Source organism: Actinomadura sp. DC4 (genome assembly GCF_030406325.1).
Classification (GTDB): domain Bacteria; phylum Actinomycetota; class Actinomycetes; order Streptosporangiales; family Streptosporangiaceae; genus Actinoallomurus.
The window spans coordinates 64,595-84,498 of record NZ_JAUEQY010000011.1; the positions used below are offsets into that span (position 1 = coordinate 64,595).

Consider the following 19,904-nt stretch of genomic DNA (forward strand, 5'->3'; position numbering starts at 1 on the left):
TCAGCCAGTCATATGCCGAGGATGGAATCACAATTCCACAACGTGCGCTGTACGTCGTGTGCCCACAGGCCGACACGCGGCGCACCCCCACAACGCGGTGCGACGACGCCCCCATCAGTAAAGGAACGCGAGAACATGGAACCCCAGGTCACAGGAGCCGGTGCCCCCGACGCGCGGACCGCACCCTCGTGCGACATCGTCTACACCCACACTGACGAGGCGCCCGCTCTGGCGACGTATTCGCTGCTGCCTGTGATCCAGGCCTATGCCTCCACCGCCGGGGTCACCGTGGAGACCCGTGACATCTCGCTCTCCGGCCGCATCATCGCCACGTTCCCCGAGTACCTGCGGGAGGACCAGCGCATCGCCGACGCGCTCGCCGAGCTGGGCGAATGGGTCGAGGACCCGCGCGCGAACATCATCAAGCTGCCCAACATCTCGGCCTCGATCCCGCAGCTGAAGGCGGCCGTCGCCGAGCTGCGCGAGCAGGGCTACGCGCTCCCGGACTACCCGGACGACCCGCAGACCGACGAGGAGCGGGAGATCCGCGCCCGGTACGACCGGGTCAAGGGCAGCGCCGTGAACCCGGTGCTGCGCGAGGGCAACTCCGACCGCCGTGCCCACGCCGCGATCAAGCACTACGCGCAGACGCACCCGCACCGCATGGGCGCCTGGACGCCTGAGTCCCAGACCAACGTCGCGCACATGGACGCCGATGACTTCTGCACGACCGAGAAGTCCGCGGTGATCTCCGAGGCGGGCTCGCTGCGCATCGAGCTGGCCGGCGACGACGGCTCCACCACAGTCCTGCGCGAGTCGGTACCCGTCCTCGCGGGCGAGGTCGTCGACGCGTCCGTCATGCGCGTCCCGGCGCTGCGTGACTTCCTCACCGCGCAGATCGCGCGCGCCAAGGCCGAGGGCGTGCTGTTCTCGGTGCACCTGAAGGCCACGATGATGAAGGTCTCCGACCCGATCATCTTCGGCCACGTGGTCCGCGCGTTCTTCCCCAAGACGTTCGCGGCGCACGGCGAGACGCTCGCCGCGGCCGGCCTGACCCCGAACGACGGCCTCGGCGGCATCCTCGCCGGCCTGGAGTCGCTGCCCGGCGGCGCCGAGATCAAGGCCTCCTTCGACGCCGAGCTGGCCGAGGGCCCGGAACTCGCGATGGTCGACTCCGACCGGGGGATCACCAACCTGCACGTCCCGAGCGACGTCATCGTGGACGCCTCCATGCCGGCCATGATCCGTACCTCCGGCCACATGTGGGGCCCGGACGGCGGGGAGCACGACACCCTCGCGGTCATCCCGGACAGCAGCTACGCCGGCGTCTACCAGGTCGTCATCGACGACTGCCGCGCGAACGGCGCCTTCGACCCGGCGACCATGGGCTCGGTGCCGAACGTCGGCCTGATGGCGCAGAAGGCCGAGGAGTACGGCAGCCACGACAAGACCTTCGAGATCCCGGTGACCGGAGCCGTCCGCGTCGTCGACGCCTCGGGCACCGCCGTCCTGGAGCAGCCGGTCGGCGCGGGCGACATCTTCCGCATGTGCCAGACCAAGGACGCGCCGATCAAGGACTGGGTGAAGCTCGCCGTCACCCGCGCCCGCGCGACCGGTGACCCGGCCGTGTTCTGGCTCGACCGGACGCGCGCGCACGACGCCAACCTGATCGCCAAGGTCGAGCGGTACCTGCCCGAGCACGACACCGAGGGCCTGCGCATCGAGATCCTGTCCCCGGTCGAGGCGACCGCCCTGTCGCTGGAGCGCATCCGCCGCGGCGAGAACACCATCTCGGTCACCGGCAACGTGCTGCGCGACTACCTGACCGACCTGTTCCCGATCCTGGAGCTGGGCACCAGCGCCAAGATGCTCTCGATCGTGCCGCTCATGAACGGCGGCGGCCTGTTCGAGACCGGGGCCGGCGGGTCCGCGCCCAAGCACGTCCAGCAGCTCGTCAAGGAGAACTACCTGCGCTGGGACAGCCTGGGTGAGTTCCTGGCCCTGGCCGCCAGTCTCGAACACCTCGCGCAGACCACGGGCAACGCGCGCGCCCAGGTGCTCGCGGACACGCTCGGCCGGGCCACGGCGACCTTCCTCGACGAGGACAAGTCGCCCACCCGCCGCCTCGGCGGCATCGACAACCGCGGCAGCCACTTCTACCTGGCCCTCTACTGGGCGCGGGAGCTGGCCGACCAGGCCGACGACACCCTGCTCGGCAAGGCGTTCGCCCCGCTCGCGGAGATCCTGTCCGCACACGAGCAGACGATCGCCGACGAGCTGCTGTCGGTGCAGGGCGCTCCGGCCGACATCGGCGGTTACTACCGGCCCGACACGGCCAAGGCCACGGCGGTCATGCGCGCGTCGGCGACGTTCGAAGAGGCCCTCGCCACCCTCGCCTGACATCGCCCGGGGCGGTCCACCCTACGGGTGGGCCGCCCCGTACCTTTTGGAATGCTGATTCCAGTCAGAGTAAGGTAAGGCCCATGACCGGGACATCGACGGCGGCGGGCGCCGGGCAGAAGCTCACCGCCCCCGGCCGCCGCACCCGCGACCGCATCGTCGCGACGGCCGCCGACCTGATGTTCCGCCAGGGCGTCGCGGGTACGAGCATCCCCGACGTCCAGCAGGCCGCCGGCGTCAGCGCGTCGCAGATCTACCACTACTTCGGCGACAAGCGCGGGCTCGTACGCGCCGTGATCGACCACCAGATCGAGGCCTCGATGGACGGCCAGCGGCCCATCCTCGACCACCTGGACAGCTTCGACGCCCTGCGCGCCTGGTGTGACGCGGCCGTCGAGGGCCAGCGGCGGCGCGACTGTGAGGGCGGCTGCGAGATCGGCTCGCTCGCCGGCGAGCTCGTGGAGACCGACCCCGTCGCCCGCGCCGACCTCGTCGAGGCGTTCGACCGCTGGGAGAGGCCCATCCGCGACGGTCTCAGCCGCATGCGGGATCGCGGCGACCTGTCGCCCGAGGCCGACCCGCACGACCTGGCCACGATGATGCTCGCCGCGCTCCAGGGCGGTCTCCTGCTGACCCAGATCCGCCGGAGCACCCACCCGCTGAAGATCGCGACCGACGCCGCCATCGCCCACATCGAGACCTTCGCCACGCGTCGCTGACACGGCCGCCGCGTCCAGTGATTCGTTGCATAATGCAACGATGCCCCCGTCCCAAAGCTCACTCCGATCCCGTACGCCCGACGCTCCGGCACGACGTGTCATCCGCACGCAGCAGGGCGCCACGAAGGCGGTGACGGGCCTGCGGGAGGCGCCGTGGGGCCTGGCCGTCCTCGCGCCGGCGGTGGGCGCGGGCGCGGGGCTCGTCGCGATCGTGTTCCGCTCGCTGGTCGACCTGCTCACCCGCCTGTTCTCCGGCCACGGCGACTACGCGGGAGCCGGGCACGCGGCGAACCCGTACGTCTCGTGGCTCGGCATCTGGTTCGTGCTGGTCGTCCCCGTGATCGGCGGGCTTCTGTACGGCCCGCTGGTGGAGCGGTTCGCCCCTGAGGCGCGCGGCCACGCGGTGCCGGAGGTGCTGCCGGGGGTGGCCCAGCGCGGCGGGCGGATCGTCCCGAAGGTGGCACTGGTCAAGTCGCTGGCGTCGGCGCTGTGCATCGGCTCGGGCGGTTCGGTCGGCCGCGAGGGACCGCTCGTGCAGATCTCCTCCGCCCTCGGCTCGGCGGTCGGCCGGGTGGTGCGGCTCCCGGAGAACCGGCTCCGGGTGCTCGTGGCGTGCGGCGCCGCGGGCGGGATCGCGGCGGCGTTCGACGCGCCGCTCGCCGGGGTGTTCTTCGCGATGGAGCTGATCCTGCGCGACTTCGCCGCCGACTCGTTCGGCGCGGTCGTGCTGTCGAGCGTGACCGCGTCAGTGGTGGGCCGGGCGGCGTTCGGGAGCGGGGCCTTCCTGCACCTGCCGGCGTTCCACGTGCACCACCCCGCCGAGTACCTGCTGTACGTCGTCCTGGGCCTGGCCGCCGGCGCCGTCGGCGTGGGGTTCACCCGGATCCTGTACGCGATCGAGGACGTGTGCGACTGGGCATGGCGCGGGCCGGAGTGGCTGCGCCCGGCAGCGGGCGGCCTGCTGCTCGGCATCCTGCTGCTCCTGCTGCCGCAGATGTACGGCGCCGGCTATCCGGCGCTCCAGAACGCGGTCGGCGGCCGGTACGTCTTCGGCTTCCTGCTCCTGCTGCTGCTGGGGAAGATGGTCGCGACCGGCCTGACCATCGGCATCGGCGGCACGGGCGGGGTCCTCACCCCCAGCCTGTTCATGGGGGCGATGTTCGGCAGTGCCTTCGGGCTGGTCGCGCAGCACGTCGGGCTGGCCGGCTCGCCGGGCGCGTACGGGCTGCTCGGGATGGGCGCGGTGTTCGCCGGCGCCGCCCGCGCCCCGATCACCGCGGTGATCATCATGTTCGAGCTGACCGGCGCGTACTCGATCGTGCTGCCGCTCGTCCTGGTCGTCGGACCGGCCACTCTGGTCAGCCGGCTGATGTCCGGCGACAGCGTCTACACGCTCAAACTGCGGCGCCGCGGCGCGCGCGTCGACCCCGGGCCCGTCGGGCCCAACCCGCTGGCCGCCCGGCCGGTCGCGGAGGTCATGGAACCGGTGCCCGACCCCCTGCCGGAGCGCACCTCGCTGACGCAGGCGGCCTACCTCCTGGCCCTGTCCGAGCACGGCGTCCTCCCGGTGACCGACGCCGACGGCGCGTACCGCGGCACCGTCACCGCGCGCGCCACCGCCCAGGCCCTCGCCGACGACGGCGAGACGTCGCGGACCGTCGGTGACCTGGCGGAACTGCCCACCGCGGTCACCGCCGCACGGCCGCTCACCGACGCGCTCCACCTCCTCGTCGGCGCGTCCGGCACCGGCCTGCCCGTGCTCGACGACGACAGGACCGCGCTCGTCGGCTGGATCACGCACCAGAGCGTGCTGGCCGCGCTCCGGCCCCCGGCGCCCGCCGCGCGGACCGGCCACTGAACCGTTCCGCCGCGCTGCTCGTATGCGGAATTGACCGGTCGTTACCAGTCCGGGGCCAAGGTGGAGCGGAGACTGCTGTGCGGGAATTGATCCAGTTCAACCGGCTCGGCCCGGACGAGACGCTCAGCTCGCCGTCCGGCCGTTTCGTGCTGCGCTATGACGCCGACGGTGTCGCGGCCGTGACGGACGCGAGCACGGGCGAGGTCCGCTGGCGAGCCGGCGAGCAGGGCCGGCTGCTGCTCGGCGGCGACGGGACGGTGCAGATCGAGGCGCCCGGCGACCACGAGGTCGTGTGGCGCTCGGACTTCGCGGCGGTCCGCGCGCGGGCGCTCGTCCTCACCGACGACGGGGACTTCGACCTGCTCGGCGGCGACCGGGTACGGCTGCTGAACTCCCGTACGGGCCCGGTCGAGTCGGCCGGGCTCGGCGACGCGGCGCCGGTCGCCGACATCACCGGCGAGCGGTTCCTCGTGCTGGAGGGGAAGCAGCGCCGGACCGTGACCCGCAGTCCCGACGGCTCACTGCAGGTCTCCACTCAAGGGCGCGGGTTCGGCATGAGTCACACGCTGCCCGCCCCGCTGGTCGCGTGGATGGAACAGCCGGACACCCTGCTGACCTGGCGCATCCTGCCGCTCGGCGACCGCAAGACCCGTGACCTGTGCCTGATCGACGCCGAGGGCGAGGTGCTCTGGCGCGACGGGATGCGCGACCTGCCGGCGGCGCCGCCTCCGGCCCGCGGGCACGTCCACGGCGGCCCGGAGCTGGGGTGCGGCGGGCGGCTGCGGCACCAGTCGCTCACCTCGATCTCCGGCGCGTACACCCTCGTGCACCAGGACGACGGGAACCTGGTGCTGTACTTCAACCCCGAGCACCGGGCGGTCTGGGCGACGAACACCTGGTGGGCGGGTGACGGCTGGACCGATCTGACCGAAGACGGCGAGCTCATCGTCCGCAACCTGTGCGGCGGGCCGGTGTGGCGGTCGGGCACGGCCGACTCGGGCGTGCAGTGGCTCGTGGTCGACGACGAGGGCGGCATCGCGCTGCTCGACGACGCCGGCACCGCGGTCTGGGAGGTACGGACCGGGCCGCACGACCCGGCGCCGGCCGCGAACCCGGGGCGCGGGGCGGTGCTGCGGCGCGGCCAGACGCTGCAGCGCCAGTCGCTCACCTCCACCGACGGCGGCACGGTCCTGGCGCACCGCGACGACCGGCGGATCGTGCTGTTCGGCGAGGACGGGCACTGGCTGTGGGACGAGTTCGTCTGGGACGCCGAGCGCAGCCACCTGGCGCTCGGCGAGGACGGCATGCTGCGCGTCCACGCCGAGGACGGCACGGCCGTGGTGGAGCTGGGCGGCCCCGGCGACGAGCTGGTCGTCGAGCCGGGGAGCGTCGTGCTCCGCCGCGCGGACGGCACGGCCGTCTGGAGCCAGGGCGGGCTGCCCGCTGGGGAGGACGAGCCGGCCGAGGATCACACCGCGTGGCTGGCCAGGCTGAACGACGAGGTGTACTGCGTCACCGTCGTCCACGACGTCGATCCGGACACGGCGCTGCGCCGCCTCGGCGCCGAGCCGTCGCAGGTCACCTCCGGTACGTGGACGGACCTGGAGGAGCGCGCCGACCTCGAGGACGCCATGATGGACACGGCCGTGGCCGCCTTCGCGCTCGGCCCGCACACGCTACTGGTCGAGGACGGCGGCTACCGCGCGGTCAACGCGCCGGAGCTGTCCGCGGGCACCTTCATGGTCTCCAGCTACATGAGCATCAACGCCGATCACGCCTTCCTGGTGTACCGGGACGGCGAGGTGGTGGACGACCTCGGCGAGAGCGGCGACGGAGAGGTCAACACCCCCGAGGTACGGCGCGCGCTGGAGGAGATGGACTCCGACGACGCCCTGGACACCGCGTTCGAGGACGACATCGAGCTCCTGTGCCGTATCGCGGGCGTGCGGCCGACGATCGCGGCGGTGACCGGGCCCGCCCGCCTCGCGATCATCCCGGGGCTGTGACGGGCCTTCGCCGCGAGGGGCTCACTCGGAGCGGCCGGCCGGCCGCCAGCGGCGGGCGCGTCCGAGCGGGATGACCACCGCCGCGGCGGCCACGAGCGCCACGAGGCCGCCGCCCACCGACGCGATGATCAGGGCGCGGTGGCGCGGGCCCTCCGAGGCGCGGTCGGGCATCCGGACCGCGCCCTCGGGCCTCGGCGGGGAGCCGGCCGTGGAGGACACCGCCGCCACGGCCGCGTACGGGTCCAGGATCGGTTTCGCCGCGGGGTAGGCCGAGGCGACGAGCCGCTTCGCGACCTCGGCGGCCGTCAGCTGCGGCTGGTAGGCCCGTACGAGCGCCGCCGTCCCCGCGACGCAGGCCGCCGCCAGTGAGGAGCCCGAGCCGATGAAGTGGCCGGTGCCCTTGGGGCCGACGCTGACCATCGCGTCGCCGGGCGCCGCAAGGTCGGTGTTGAACACGGGTGGCGCGTCCTTCGGGCGCGAGCCGTCCGCTCCGAAGTCCATCACCGAGACCACCTGCGGGATGAAGGCGGGGAAGTAGGGCTGCGCGATCGCGGCGCCGCCTCCGGTGGTCCCTCCGGTCCCCGTTCCCGTCGTTCCCGTGGTCCCTGTTCCCGTGGTCCCGGTGCCCGTGGTCGCGGGCACGGCGTCCGGCACGGCGGGCGCGACCACGAGGACGTCCTTGGCCGTGGCGTAGGCGACCGCGGCCGTGAGCTCGTCTCGCCCGATGGTCAGCGCGGCGGCGACGTAGATGACGCGGGCCCCGCGGTCGACGGCGGTGTGGATGGCCGCCGCGACCCTGCCGGGGGTGGTGATGCCGCGCGGGTCGGTGCCGCGTACGGCGAGGATGCGGGCCTGGGGGGCGACCCCGCCGCCGGTCGCGTCGTCGGCGCGGCCGGCGATCAGACCGGCCACGAAGCTGCCGTGCCCGACACAGTCCCTGCCGGCGTCGCCCGCCGCGGTGACCCGGCCGGCCATCGCGGGGACGTCCGCGCCGACGCCGGTGTCCACCACCGCGACGGTGACGCCGGCGCCCTCACTGAGCTGGCGGACCCGCGACAGGCTGAGTGCGCGCACCGTCCACGGCTGGGCGTGGGCCTGCGTGGGAGAGGCGTCCGTGCAGTGCTGGCCGGGCGCGAGCACCGACGGCATGACGGGCAGCCCGACAGGGCCGGGCGCGGCCTCGGATCGCTCGTACGCGGCGGCCGACGCGGCACCGGGCACGGCGGAGACCAGAAGCGAGGCGGTGGCGGCGGCCACCGAGGCCACGGCGTGCAAGCGCCGGGGGACACGTCGCATGCGCTCAGCCTAGGGTTTTCCTCTTGTCGTTTTCTTGCCGTGGGCCGCAAGTGCCCGTACCGGTCCCGGCCGCCTCGAAGAAGGGTGTCAAGCGGTCCGCCCGAGCGGCATGATGGTGGCCACGGGCCTGTCCGCGCCGTAAACGACACCCCATCGGCCCACGGCTTCAACCGCTCCCCAAGGAGGGTTCAGCGTGTCTCGGCAGTTGCTCACCGTCTCCCCGGACGAGCCGGGCGGTTTCCGTACGGTCGAGGAGGCGCTGGCCGCGGCACGCACCGGCTCGGTCATCCGTGTCCGGCCTGGCCGATACCCCGAGAGCCTCGTCATCCGGACCCGGGTCACCATCGTGGCCGAGGGGGAGCGAGGCAGCGTGGAGATCTGCCCGCGCAACGGCACGGCGGTGATGCTCCTCACCGACGCCGTGATGCTGACGGACCTCACCCTGCGCGGCGGCGGCGACGACGTGCCGGTGATCGACGCCGCGCACGGCCAGGTCGCCATGGAGGGCTGCACCGTGGCCGGTTCCGGCTGGACCGCCGTGCTCGCCCGCGGCGCCGGTTCGCTCGCGATGCGCGGATGCCGGGTCACCAACGCCGAGGGCGCGGGCATCGTCGACACCGCCGAGACGGGCAGCGTCATCGAGGACTGCCTCATCGAGAACCTCGGCACCTCCGCCATCGTCTTGGGCGAGAAGGCCCGGTCCACGATCCGCGGCTGCCAGCTGCGCGACGCGCGCGGCAACGGCGTGCTGGCCAACGGCGAGGCGCAGGGCACGATCGAGGACTGCCAGATCACCACGACCTCCAAGCCGGCCATCGCCCTGGAGGGCGACAGCGCCACGCGCGTGGTGCGCACCAGCGTGCGCGACTGCGCGGTGGGCGTCTACGTGACCAGCGGGTCGCGTCCGACCCTGGAAGAGGTGACGGTCACCGACATCACCGCCGGTCCCGGCATCGTGCTGGCCGGCGGCGCGGACCCCCTCGTACGGCGCTGCCGCACGGGCCGTACCAAGGACAACGGGCTGGCCGTCACCGAGCGCTCCCGTGGCACGTTCGAAGGGTGTGAGTTCAGCGGCTCGAGCGCGCCCGCGATCAAGATCTCGGGGTCCAGCTCGCCCTCGCTCAGCGCAACGACGGTGCGCGAGTGCCTCGACACGTCCGCGTCCGTGCTGGTGACCGAGGACTCCGTGGCGGAGTTCGACCGGCTGGACGTCGTGGACGCCGCGGGCGTCGCGATCGTCATCCGGTCCGGCGCCAACCCGCTCGTACGGCACGCGACCATCACCGCGCCCGGCGGAGCCGGCGTGGAGGTCGGCGACGACGGGCGCGGGCGGCTGGAGCACTGCGTCGTCGAGCGGGCCGGCGGCACCGCCGCGCGCATCGGCGACGGGGCCAACGTCACGTTCCGCGACTGCGTCTTCCGCGAGGCCGCCGAGGCGGGTCTCTCCGTCGACTCCGGCGGCCTGGGCATCGCCTCGGACTGCGAGGTCTCCGGCAGCGGCGCCTCGGGCGTGGCCGTACGCGACGGCGGCGATCTGACGCTCACCCGGGCCCGTATCAGCGGCTCCGGCGCCCACGGCATACTCCTGTCCGCCGGCGCGCGGGCCACTCTGGACGGCTGCGAGCTGACCGGCAGCGTCGGCGACGGCATCCGCGTCGACAGCGCCGAGCCGGTCTCCGTCCTCGCCTGCGCCGTACGCGACAACCGGGGCGCCGGCCTGCGGCAGCCCCGCCCCGGCGGGCGGCTCAACGTCCGCGACCTGGACAGTTCGGGGAACGCCGTCCCCGACTCTTGGGGCGGGGAGCCGGTCGAGGGCACCGACGGCCCGATCGAGGAGAAGACCCGCACCCCCGCGCCCGTCGGGCCGCTGGCGGAGCTGGAGTCGCTGGTCGGCCTGCAGGGCGTGAAGCGCCAGGTGCGCACGCTGGTCAACCTCAACCAGATGTCGCAGCGCCGCGCGCGGCTCGGCATGCCCGTACCCCCGATGAGCCGGCACCTGATCTTCGCCGGCCCTCCCGGCACCGGCAAGACCACCGTCGCCCGGCTTTACGGCGGGATCCTCACCGAGCTCGGCGTGCTGCGCAGCGGGCACCTGGTCGAGGTCTCCCGCGCCGACCTGGTCGCCCAGTACGTCGGCGCGACGGCCATCAAGACCACCGAGGCGTTCAACGAGGCGCTGGGCGGCGTGCTCTTCATCGACGAGGCCTACACCCTGGTCTCCGAGAGCAAGGGCGGCGGCAGCGACTTCGGGCGTGAGGCCATCGACACGTTGGTGAAGCTCATGGAGGACCACCGCGACGACGTCGTGGTGGTGGCCGCCGGCTACACCGACGAGATGAAGTCCTTCCTGTCCGCCAACCCCGGCATGGCCTCGCGGTTCAGCCGGACCATCGAGTTCAGCAACTATGCCGTGGACGAGCTCGTCACGATCACCGAGAGCATGTGCGAGAGCCACCGGTACGAGCTGGACCCACGCACCCGGCATGCGCTCGCCACCCACTACGAGCGCATGCCGCGCGACGCGACGTTCGGCAACGGCCGCGCGGCGCGCCTGGTCTTCGAGGAGATGATCGACCGGCAGGCGTTCCGGCTGGCCTCGATGAGCGACCCGGCCGAGAGCGACCTGTCCCTGCTGCTGCCCGAGGACGTCAGCGACGAGGCCGCGCGCGTGACCGAGACCTCCAGCGACCTCGACTCGCTCCTGGGCAGCCTCTCCGGCATGATCGGCCTCGGCGCGGTGAAGCGCGAGGTCAAGGACATGGTCGACCTGCTCGCCGCGGCCAAGCAGCGCGAGGCCGCAGGCCTGCCCGCGCCCAACATCAGCCGGCACCTGGTCTTCACCGGCTCGCCCGGCACCGGCAAGACCACCGTGGCCCGTCTCTATGCCGAGCTGCTGCTGGCCCTCGGCGTGCTGCGCCGCGGCCAGCTCGTGGAGGTGGCCCGCGCGGACCTCGTGGGCCGCTACGTCGGTCACACCGCGCAGCTCACCCGCGATGTGTTCCAGAGCGCGCTGGGCGGCGTGCTGTTCATCGACGAGGCGTACACCCTCACCCCGGAGAACAACTCCAACGACTTCGGCCGCGAGGCGGTGGAGACGCTCCTGAAGCTCATGGAGGACCACCGCGACGAGATCGTCGTCATCGTCGCCGGCTACACCGAGGAGATGCAGCGCTTCCTCGACTCCAACCCCGGCCTGGCCTCGCGCTTCTCGCGTTATGTGAAGTTCGACGACTACTCGACCGACGAGCTCCTCGACATCATGCGCAAGCAGGCCGCGACATCGGGGTACGAATGCGCCCCGGAGACGGTCACGGCGCTGCGGGAGTACGTCGACGCGCTGCCGCGGGACCGCACCTTCGGCAACGCGCGCCTGGCCCGGCAACTGCTGGAGACGATGATGACGCGCCAGGCGAGGCGTCTCGGCGCGATGCGCTCGCCCGCCGTCGCGGACCTCCGTTCGCTGCTGCCCGAGGACCTGCCCTCGGCCAACACTCCAAGCCCGCGCTGACCAGCGCGTACGCACTCCCTGTAGGCTCCGCGACGCGCTCGGCAAGTCGGCGGCAAGCACTCACCAAGAGCACGCCTCGATTGTTGGACCCCATCACCGGCTTTCGGCCGGTTCCGAACGACGAATCGTGATGAGGTCGCCTCCCCATGACGCGCAGCACAGTGCTGGACCGTCCACCGGCCGTGGCCAGGAACGTTCCCGCGCCACGACGTACCGTCCTGCGCCCGGCTCCGCAGCGAGACGCCGCACGGGAGGACGCGTTCTCACGCACGCTGTACGAGCGGCATGGCACGGTGCTGCTGAGCTTCGTCGTCCGGCTGTGCAACGGGGACCGGCACCGGGCCGAGGACATCGTCCAGGAGACCGCCGTACGGGCCTGGCAGCACAGAGGCATCCTGGACCCGACGACGGACCACGTACGGACCTGGCTGTTCACGGTCGCGCACCGGCTCGTGATCGACCACCACCGAGCCCAGCAGGCCCGGCCGAAAGAGGTCGGCGACGACGAGCCGGACGAGACCGCCGTACCCGACCCGGCCGAGCTGGTCGTCACGCTGCGAGCGGTCTTCGAGACCATGACCGAACTCACGGAACAGCAGCGCGAGATCCTCATCTACACGCACTATCTGGGCTACAGCGTCGAACAGACCGCGAACGCCCTCGGCCTCGCCCCGGGCACGGTCAAGTCTCGCGCCCACTACGCGATGCGCGCCCTCCGCACGTCCCTGCGAGCCCGCGCGGTGATGGACTGACCCTCTTGGCTCGCGCGGGGCGGCTGCGGGTCATCCACAGGTGTGCACATGGCTTTCCTGGTCACAGACTCTGCTGGACAATCGGATTGGTGGAGGCGCGGTGCGCGCTCAGCAGGCGCGGGCCGTAGCAGGGGCAGGTGTGGGCTTGGGGGCGCCGCGGGTGTTCGTCCGGAGTTGGGCGAGCAAGGTGCCGCCGAAGGCGATGGTCATGCCCAGTAGCTGGAGCGGGGTCAACGCCTGGCCCAGGGCGGCCCAGCCGATCACGGCCGCCGACAGCGGGCTCAGCAGCGTCAGGAACGCGACCGACGTCGCGGGCAGCCGGGACACACCGCGGAACCACAGCCAGTAGCCGGCGGCCGTGCCGACGACGCCCAGGTAGACGTAGCCGGCGACCGCGCGCCCGTCCAGCGCCGGTGGTCCGCCCTCGATCAGCAGGCTCACCGGCAGGAGCAGGAGGCCGCCCGCCGTCAGTTGCCAGCCGGTGAAGGTCAGGGCGCCGACGCTCTCAGGCCGGCCCCAGCGCTTGGTGAGGACGGTGCCCGCCGACATGGCCGCGGCCCCCGCCACCCCGGCCAGTACGCCGAGGAGATCGAGCCGCGCGCCGGAGCGCAGCACGACCAGGCTCACCCCCGCCACTCCCATGAACCCGGCGAGTACCCGGTGGGCGGCGGGGCGTTCGGCGAGCAGCACGGTGGCGAACGCCAGCGCGAAGAGCGGGCCCACCGCGCCGAGGACGGCCGCCACACCGCCCGGCAGCCGGTACGCCGCCAGGAACAGCAGCGGGAAGAAGGCGCCGATGTTGAGCGTGCCCAGCACCGCCGCCCGCCCGATCCACGCGCCCCGCGGCAACGTACGGGTCACGGCCAGGAGGGCCAGTCCGGCCGGCAGGGCCCTCATCAGTGCGGTGAACAGCGGCCGGCCGGGCGGCAGGAACTCCGTGGTGACCGCGTAGGTCGACCCCCACACGAGCGGGGTGAGGCCGATGGGGATCGTCGGGCGGGTCTCGCGCCTGTCGCGGTTGCTGGACCTCCGGCTGAAGGACTTCTTCGCCGAGCACGGGCTGGAGCGCTGGGAGTTCGACGTCCTGGCCACCCTGCGCCGGTCAGGGCCCCCGTACGAGCTGACGGCGGGCGCCCTCAACCGGGCCGCCATGATCACCTCGGGTGCGATCACCAACCGCATCGACCGGATGGCGAAGCGGGGGCTCGTCGAGCGGGTGCCCGACGAGGAGGATCGCCGCTCCGTGCGCGTACGGCTGACCGAGCGGGGCTGGAAGACGATCGAGGAGCTCGTCGGCCCGCACACCGAGAACGAGGCACTCCTCCTCGCCGCCCTGGGCCCGGACGAACGCGACCGGCTGGCGGCCATGCTGCGCGACCTGCTGGAGTCCCTCGGCGACACCTCGCTCGAATAGCGGTCAGCCGCGCCACGCCGAGGGCGTACGCCCGCGTGCGCGTTTGAACGCCACGCTGAACGCGAACGGATCCTGGTAGCCGACCTGCCGGGCCACGGTGGCGACGCTCTGCCGGGTGTCGCGCAGCAGGTCGGCGGCGAGGGTCATGCGCCAGTCGGTGAGGTAGCCGAGCGGCGGCCGGCCGACCAGGGCGGCGAAGCGCTGGGCGAACGCGGCGCGGGACATGCCGACCTCGCCGGCCAGCGAGGCGACCGTCCACCGGCCGCCGGGATCCTCGTGCAGGAGCCGCAGCGCCTCGCCGACCGCCGGGTCGCCCAGCGCGCGGTACCAGGCGGGTGGCGTCGCCTCCGGCCTCGTACACCAGGTCCGCAGCGCGATCACCAGGACCAGATCGAGGAGCCGGGCGAGGATCGCCTCCTGGCCCGGCTCGTCGCGGGCCGCCTCGGCGGAGAGCAGATCGAGGGCCGTACGAGTGCGCGGCCCCGCGGGCACGACGGCCAGCGGCGGGAGCATCTCCAGCAGGCGGGAGGCCGCGTCGCCGTGCAGCTCGTACGCGCCCCGGAGCATGACGGTGGCCCCGGCGAGGCCGTCACCGTACGTCCGGGGGACCGGCGTCGGCGGAGAGTCCGCGGGGGCGCCGGTGGGGAGGTACTTGCGCCCGTCGCGGATCACGAACCCCGGTGCGGTCGCCGGGTCGTCCGTGACCGTGTACCCGCCGGGGGCCGTGACGAGGGCGATGTCGCCCGCGGCGAGGCGTACGGGAGCGGAGTCGCCGAGCCGGATCCAGGCGTGGCCGCCGAGCGTGGCCGCGACCGTGAGCGGTGGCGCGTCGGCGTACGTCACGCCCCACGGCGGCGACTGGATCAGCCGCCTGACCAGCGCGTCCTGCGCGCGTGCCCGCTGCAGCAGGTCGGTCAGGACGTCCACACCCGTCACCATAGACGATCACAAAGGAAATCAGGATCTCCACCCATGGATCGTCCAGGCGGCGAACGGTTGGCTGGACGGCATGACGAAGTCCATCGCTGTGTTCGGAACCGGCCCCGGTGTGGGCCAGGCCATCGCCCGCCGGTACGGAAAGGAGGGCTACGACGTCGTCCTGGTCGCGCGTCGTCAGGGACCTCTGGACCTGCTCGCCCGTGAGATGTCCGCCGAGGGCGTCACCGCCCATGTGATCACCGCCGACCTCGACCGCACCGACGAGGTGCCGGCGCTCGCCGTGCGGATCCGCGCTCGTGTCGGGGACCCCACGGCCCTCTACTACGGCCCGGCGCCCGCCGCCCCGCCGTTCGTCCCCGCCGCCGGTCTCACAGAGGAACTGCTCCAGGACCGCATGCCGATCACGATGTACACGCTCCTGGCCCTGGTGCGGGAGTTCCTCCCCGCCATGGTCGAGCGCGGCGACGGCGCCATCCTCAGCGCTCAGGGGGCCGCCGCCGTCCAGGGCCGGCCGCACATGAGCGGCTGGCCCACGATCCTGGCCGCCCAGCGCAACTACTTCCAGTCACTCGCGGGCGAGGTCGCCGCCAAGGGCGTGTACGTCGGCGCGCTCTACATCGGCGCCCGCATCCTGGGAACCCCCTTCGAGGCGGAGTACCGGCGGCGCCAGGCCCAGGGCGAACCCGTGCCCGACCTGGCCGCCGCCGCCCCCGCCGCGCTCGCCGGCATCCTGTGGGACATGCACGCGGAACGGGACCGCCACGAGACCGTCTTCCCCGCCGAGCACATGGACCGATGAGACGCCTGCGGCCAGACAGGTCCTAGTCCTCCAGGACCGCCGTCTGCATCTGGACCGCCTTGCGCCGGGCGATGCGCAGCGCCCGGCCGGGCGGCAGGATGCGGCCCTTGATGTTGCCGAACAGGAAGCCCTCGTCCGGCGGGCAGGACATCAGCAGGGACGGCGTGTTGACCTCCTGGAGCCGCCGCATCAGGATCTCGCCCAGACCGCGCCCGGCCCCGGCCGCGGACCGCGCCACGACCATGTGCAGGCCGACCTCGTACCCGAGCGCCAGGTGTGACAGCAGCGGGTCGAACGGGTGCTGCATCGGACCCGCGCCGATCATGTCGTAGTCGTCGACCAGGATGAACAGCCGCGGGCCGCTCCACCAGTCGCACAGCCGCATCCGGGCCGGTGCGATCTCCGGTCCGGGCACGCGGGCCTTGATCGCCCGCCCGGCGCCGTCCACGAGGTCGCGCAGCGCGTCCATGGCGACGGCGTGCCCGAGCCGATATTCGTCGGGCACCGCCTCGATCAGCTCGCGGCGGTAGTCCACCACCATGATGCGGGCCTCCTCGGGCGTGTACCGCGTGGTGATGGACTTGGCGATGAGGCGCAGAAGGTTCGTCTTGCCGCACTCGGTGTCGCCCACCACGATCATGTGGGGGTTCTCGCCGAAGTCGTGCCACACCGTGGAGAGCCGCTCCTCCTCCAGTCCCAGGGGCACGCGGAGGTCGCCCTCGGGGGCGGGCAGCTCGTTCGCGCTCAGCCTGGCCGGCAGCATGCGCACCCGCGGCGCGGACGGGCCCTCCCAGCTCTCGTCCACGGCCGCGACCAGCCCGGCGATCCCGTCGGCGAGGTCGCCGGCGTTCTCCACCGAGTCGATGCGCGGCAGCGCGGTGAGGTAGTGCAGCTTGCTGTCACGGGTGATGCCACGCCCGGGGAGGCGGGGTACGGAGGCCGCGCGGCGGGCGTCGATCTCTGAGTCCATCGGATCGCCCATGCGCAGCTCCAGGTGCGTCGCGGCCTGGTCGCGTACGGCCGCCGACAGCTCGACCCAGCGGGCGGTGCTGATGATGAGGTGGATGCCGTAGTTGAGGCCCCGGGCGGCGATCGCGTTGAACGTCGGAAGGAACCGGTCGAAGTCCTGGCGCAGGGTCGACCACCCGTCCACGACGAGGAAGACGTCGCCGTGGGGCTGGTCGGCGAACTCCCCGGCCGCGCGGCGGCGCCGGTAGGTCGGCATCGAGTCGATGCCGTGGTTGAGGAAGAACTGCTCGCGGTCGGCGAGCAGCGCGGTGACCTCCGCGATCGTACGGCTGACGCGTTCGGGGTCCATGCGCGCGGCGATGCCGGCGACGTGCGGCAGGCCGGCGAGGCCGATCAGCGTGCCGCCGCCGAAGTCGAGGCAGTAGAACTGCACCTCACGCGGGGTGTGGGTGAGCGCCAGCGCGGCGATCATCGTGCGGACGAGCGTGCTCTTGCCGCTCTGCGGACCGCCGGCGATGGCCACGTGCCCGCCGGCGCCCTGAAGGTCGATGACCAGCAGGTCGCGGATCTGCTCGAACGGCCGGTCGACGATGCCCACCGGGATCGTCAGCGCGCCGCGCAGGTGAGAGTCGACGGTCGTCAGGCCGAGAACGTCGTCGGGTTCGAGCGGCGGGAGGATCTGGTCCAGCGTCGGCGGCAGGTCCAGGGGCGGCAGCCACACCTGGTGGGCCGGCGGCCCGGCGTCGCGCATCCGGTCGACCGCGACCGACAGCAGCGTCTCGCCGGACTCCTCCGGCTCCTCCTCGACCTCCAGGGGCTCCAGCGGCTCGACCGGTGCCACCCGCGAGGCGGACCACGGCACGACCTGGCTCGCGACCCGTTCCTGGTTGGCCCGGCGCGCGCGGTACGAGCCGGAGGAGTAGGCCGCGCGGAACCTCGTCAGCGCCTCGACACCGGTCTTGAGGAAGCCGCTGCCGGGTTGTGGCGGCAGCTGGTGTGCGTCGGGTACGCCCAGCACGCCGCGGCTCTCCATGGCCGAGAAGGTGCGCAGGCCGATGCGGTAGGACAGGTGGCTCTCGAGCTGGTGCATCCTGCCCTCGTCGAGCCGCTGCGAGGCGAGCAGCAGGTGCACGCCCAGTGACCGGCCGAGGCGGCCGATCATGACGAACAGCTCCATGAAGTCGCGGTGCGCGGCGAGCAGCTCGCTGAACTCGTCCACCACCACGAACAGGCTCGGCAGCGGCTCCAGTGGCGTGCCGGCGGCGCGCGCCTTCTCGTACTCCAGCACGGAGACGTAGTTGCCGGCGGCGCGGAGCAGCTCCTGACGCCGCATCAGCTCGCCGTGCAGCGCGTCGCGCATGCGGGAGACCAGGGACGCCTCGTCGGCCAGGTTGGTGATCACCGCGGAGACGTGCGGCAGCTCGTCGAGCCCGAGGAAGGTGGCGCCGCCCTTGAAGTCGACGAGGACGAAGTTGAGCGTCTCGGAGGAGTTGGTCAGCGCCATCGCCAGCACGAGCGTGCGCAGCAGCTCACTCTTGCCCGAGCCGGTCGCGCCGATCAGCATGCCGTGCGGTCCGGTGCCACCCTGGGCGGACTCCTTGATGTCCAGCTCAACCGGCGTGCCGTCGACGCCGACCGCGATCGGCACCTGCAGCCGGTCGGCGGGGGTGCGCTTGCGCCACAGCGTGGCCGGGTCGTGCCGGTGCAGGTCGGAGATGCCCAGCAGCGTGGCCAGGTCGATGGTGGACGACAGCGGCTCGGCGCTGTCGCCGCCCACGCCCAGCCGGTACGGCGCGAGCCGTTTGGCCAGCGTGGTCGCGCCGCGTACGCCCAGGTGGTCCGGGCGCCCGAGCAGGGTCGTCTGCTCCTTGCGGTCGCGGTCGGTGCGGACCAGCCGGAGCTCGCCGTCCCCGATGTCGAGGCGCAGGGTCGTACGTCCGGGCCGCCAGGTCAGCGCCCCGCTCAGGTCGATGACGGTGGCGTTGCGCATCCCCGGGCCGTCGAGCGGATGGCCGGCCGGGATGGTGGCGCCGTCCACCACGATGAGGGTGTACGGCTCCTCGCGGCCGGTCTGCGCCTCCGGGTCGTACTGCGGGCGCTCCCAGAACTCCGCGCCGAGCATTCCCTCCAGTTCGGGAAAGTCGGTCGCGATCATGCGGACCGGCCCGGCGCCGTCGGTGTCGTGCGGATTCAGGTTGTGCGGCAGCCACTTGACCCACTCCCATTCCGCGCGGCGGCCGGGCGCGACGCACAGCGCGAGCCACAGGTCGTCCGGGCAGTGGAAGACGGCGAGCTGGGCGATCATCGCCCGTACCATCCCGCGAACGGCCTCCTCGTCCCCGCGCATCAGCAGCCGGGCCCAGGAGCGCAGGTAGACGGCGGTGGGCTGCTCGGGCACGGTGGCGTAGGCACGGATGAAGCTGCGCAGCGCGTGCGCGGTGAGGGGTTCGAGGTCCTCGACCGGCTTGGTGGACGCCGGCGACAGCCGCAGCCCCAGCTTCTGCTCGCCGATCGCCAGCCGCGCCTCGGCGAAGTCGGGGTCGGAGGGGCGGCGTTCCCACATGCGGGTGGTGCCGACCATGGACCACAGCGTGTGCGGCGACGGGTGCCGCCAGGCGAGGGACTTTTGCTGATCGGCCACTGCCGTGCGCACCTTGCGCCGGGTCTGGGTGAGGTAACGCAGGTAGTCGCGGCGTGCGCCCTTCAGCTTCTGCTTGCGTTCGCCGCCGCGGCGCATCACGTTGCCCAGAAGCATGGCGCCGGCGGAGCAGACCATGAGGATCATCGCGAGCGGCAGGAAGCCGTTGGAGGCGCCGCCACCGCCGCGCGTCATGTACATCATCATCATGGCCGCGGACATCAGCGCCATCGGCAGGTACGTCCACACGGCCGAGGAGTCCGGCACGGCCTCGGGCAACGTGGGCGGCTCTTGGAGATTGATCTCGCCGTCGGGCATCTCGGGCGCGCGTCGGCGCACCGGCCTGCGGAAAAGCACAAAACTCAACGGAGGCCTCCTGGCGTGTGCGGCACGGCACCAACGGCGATGTGCGGAGAGCAGCCGAGGAGAGCGAGCGAACTCGCTGACACGCATCGTACAGCGGCCGGCCGGCGGCAGAACCTTTCGAATTCGGGTGAACCCGGAGCGGCCGCCGTACGTATGCCTAGGCGGAGAGCACTGACGAGACCGAACCGAACCACTGAGAAACGACAGAGCACGCCGACCTCTCACGTCCTCACCGCCCGG

General features: G+C 72.6%; 12 protein-coding genes. 8 read left to right on the forward strand and 4 right to left on the reverse strand.

Annotated features, from left to right (window positions below):
* Positions 1–135: 135 nt before the first annotated feature.
* The 4 genes from QWU11_RS19590 to QWU11_RS19605 all read left to right on the forward strand — a co-directional run bounded on the left by QWU11_RS19590 (position 136) and on the right by QWU11_RS19605 (position 6,983).
* The gene (locus QWU11_RS19590) at positions 136–2,400 is read left to right on the forward strand and encodes an NADP-dependent isocitrate dehydrogenase (RefSeq protein ID WP_290115159.1); all 2,265 of its coding nucleotides are present in this window, start codon (positions 136–138) and stop codon (positions 2,398–2,400) included.
* Positions 2,401–2,483: 83 nt separating this feature from the next.
* The gene (locus QWU11_RS19595; RefSeq protein ID WP_290115161.1) at positions 2,484–3,119 is read left to right on the forward strand and encodes a TetR/AcrR family transcriptional regulator; all 636 of its coding nucleotides are present in this window, start codon (positions 2,484–2,486) and stop codon (positions 3,117–3,119) included.
* A gap of 40 nt (positions 3,120–3,159) precedes the next feature.
* The gene (locus QWU11_RS19600) at positions 3,160–4,977 is read left to right on the forward strand and encodes a chloride channel protein (protein WP_290115163.1); all 1,818 of its coding nucleotides are present in this window, start codon (positions 3,160–3,162) and stop codon (positions 4,975–4,977) included.
* A gap of 77 nt (positions 4,978–5,054) precedes the next feature.
* Positions 5,055–6,983, forward strand: coding sequence for a DUF6461 domain-containing protein (locus QWU11_RS19605; protein WP_290115175.1), 1,929 nt, complete (start codon positions 5,055–5,057; stop codon positions 6,981–6,983).
* A gap of 21 nt (positions 6,984–7,004) precedes the next feature.
* Here the strand turns inward: QWU11_RS19605 and QWU11_RS19610 are convergent, their stop codons facing one another.
* The gene (locus QWU11_RS19610; RefSeq protein ID WP_290115177.1) at positions 7,005–8,279 is read right to left on the reverse strand and encodes a S8 family serine peptidase; all 1,275 of its coding nucleotides are present in this window, start codon (positions 8,277–8,279) and stop codon (positions 7,005–7,007) included.
* A gap of 193 nt (positions 8,280–8,472) precedes the next feature.
* Between QWU11_RS19610 and QWU11_RS19615 the strand changes: the two genes are divergently transcribed.
* Both QWU11_RS19615 and QWU11_RS19620 read left to right on the forward strand, forming a co-directional pair.
* The gene (locus tag QWU11_RS19615; protein WP_290115179.1) at positions 8,473–11,787 is read left to right on the forward strand and encodes a right-handed parallel beta-helix repeat-containing protein; all 3,315 of its coding nucleotides are present in this window, start codon (positions 8,473–8,475) and stop codon (positions 11,785–11,787) included.
* A gap of 146 nt (positions 11,788–11,933) precedes the next feature.
* The gene (locus tag QWU11_RS19620) at positions 11,934–12,539 is read left to right on the forward strand and encodes a sigma-70 family RNA polymerase sigma factor (protein WP_290115181.1); all 606 of its coding nucleotides are present in this window, start codon (positions 11,934–11,936) and stop codon (positions 12,537–12,539) included.
* Between the two features lie 108 nt (positions 12,540–12,647).
* Here the strand turns inward: QWU11_RS19620 and QWU11_RS19625 are convergent, their stop codons facing one another.
* Positions 12,648–13,505 (reverse strand): EamA family transporter, encoded by an 858-nt coding sequence (locus QWU11_RS19625; protein WP_354670863.1) that lies wholly within the window; start codon positions 13,503–13,505, stop codon positions 12,648–12,650.
* Positions 13,506–13,521: 16 nt separating this feature from the next.
* Between QWU11_RS19625 and QWU11_RS19630 the strand changes: the two genes are divergently transcribed.
* Entirely contained in the window at positions 13,522–13,953 is a 432-nt protein-coding gene (locus QWU11_RS19630) for a MarR family transcriptional regulator (protein ID WP_290115183.1), read from the forward strand.
* 3 nt (positions 13,954–13,956) lie between these two features.
* Here QWU11_RS19630 and QWU11_RS19635 read toward each other — a convergent pair whose 3' ends face one another.
* The gene (locus QWU11_RS19635) at positions 13,957–14,880 is read right to left on the reverse strand and encodes an AraC family transcriptional regulator (RefSeq protein WP_290115201.1); all 924 of its coding nucleotides are present in this window, start codon (positions 14,878–14,880) and stop codon (positions 13,957–13,959) included.
* A gap of 82 nt (positions 14,881–14,962) precedes the next feature.
* Between QWU11_RS19635 and QWU11_RS19640 the strand changes: the two genes are divergently transcribed.
* Complete coding sequence (locus tag QWU11_RS19640; RefSeq protein ID WP_290115203.1) at positions 14,963–15,691, forward strand: SDR family NAD(P)-dependent oxidoreductase; 729 nt, start codon at positions 14,963–14,965, stop codon at positions 15,689–15,691.
* Between the two features lie 22 nt (positions 15,692–15,713).
* Here the strand turns inward: QWU11_RS19640 and eccCa are convergent, their stop codons facing one another.
* Positions 15,714–19,664, reverse strand: a complete 3,951-nt coding sequence (gene eccCa / locus QWU11_RS19645) for a type VII secretion protein EccCa (protein ID WP_290115214.1) — start codon at positions 19,662–19,664, stop codon at positions 15,714–15,716.
* Positions 19,665–19,904 lie beyond the last annotated feature (240 nt).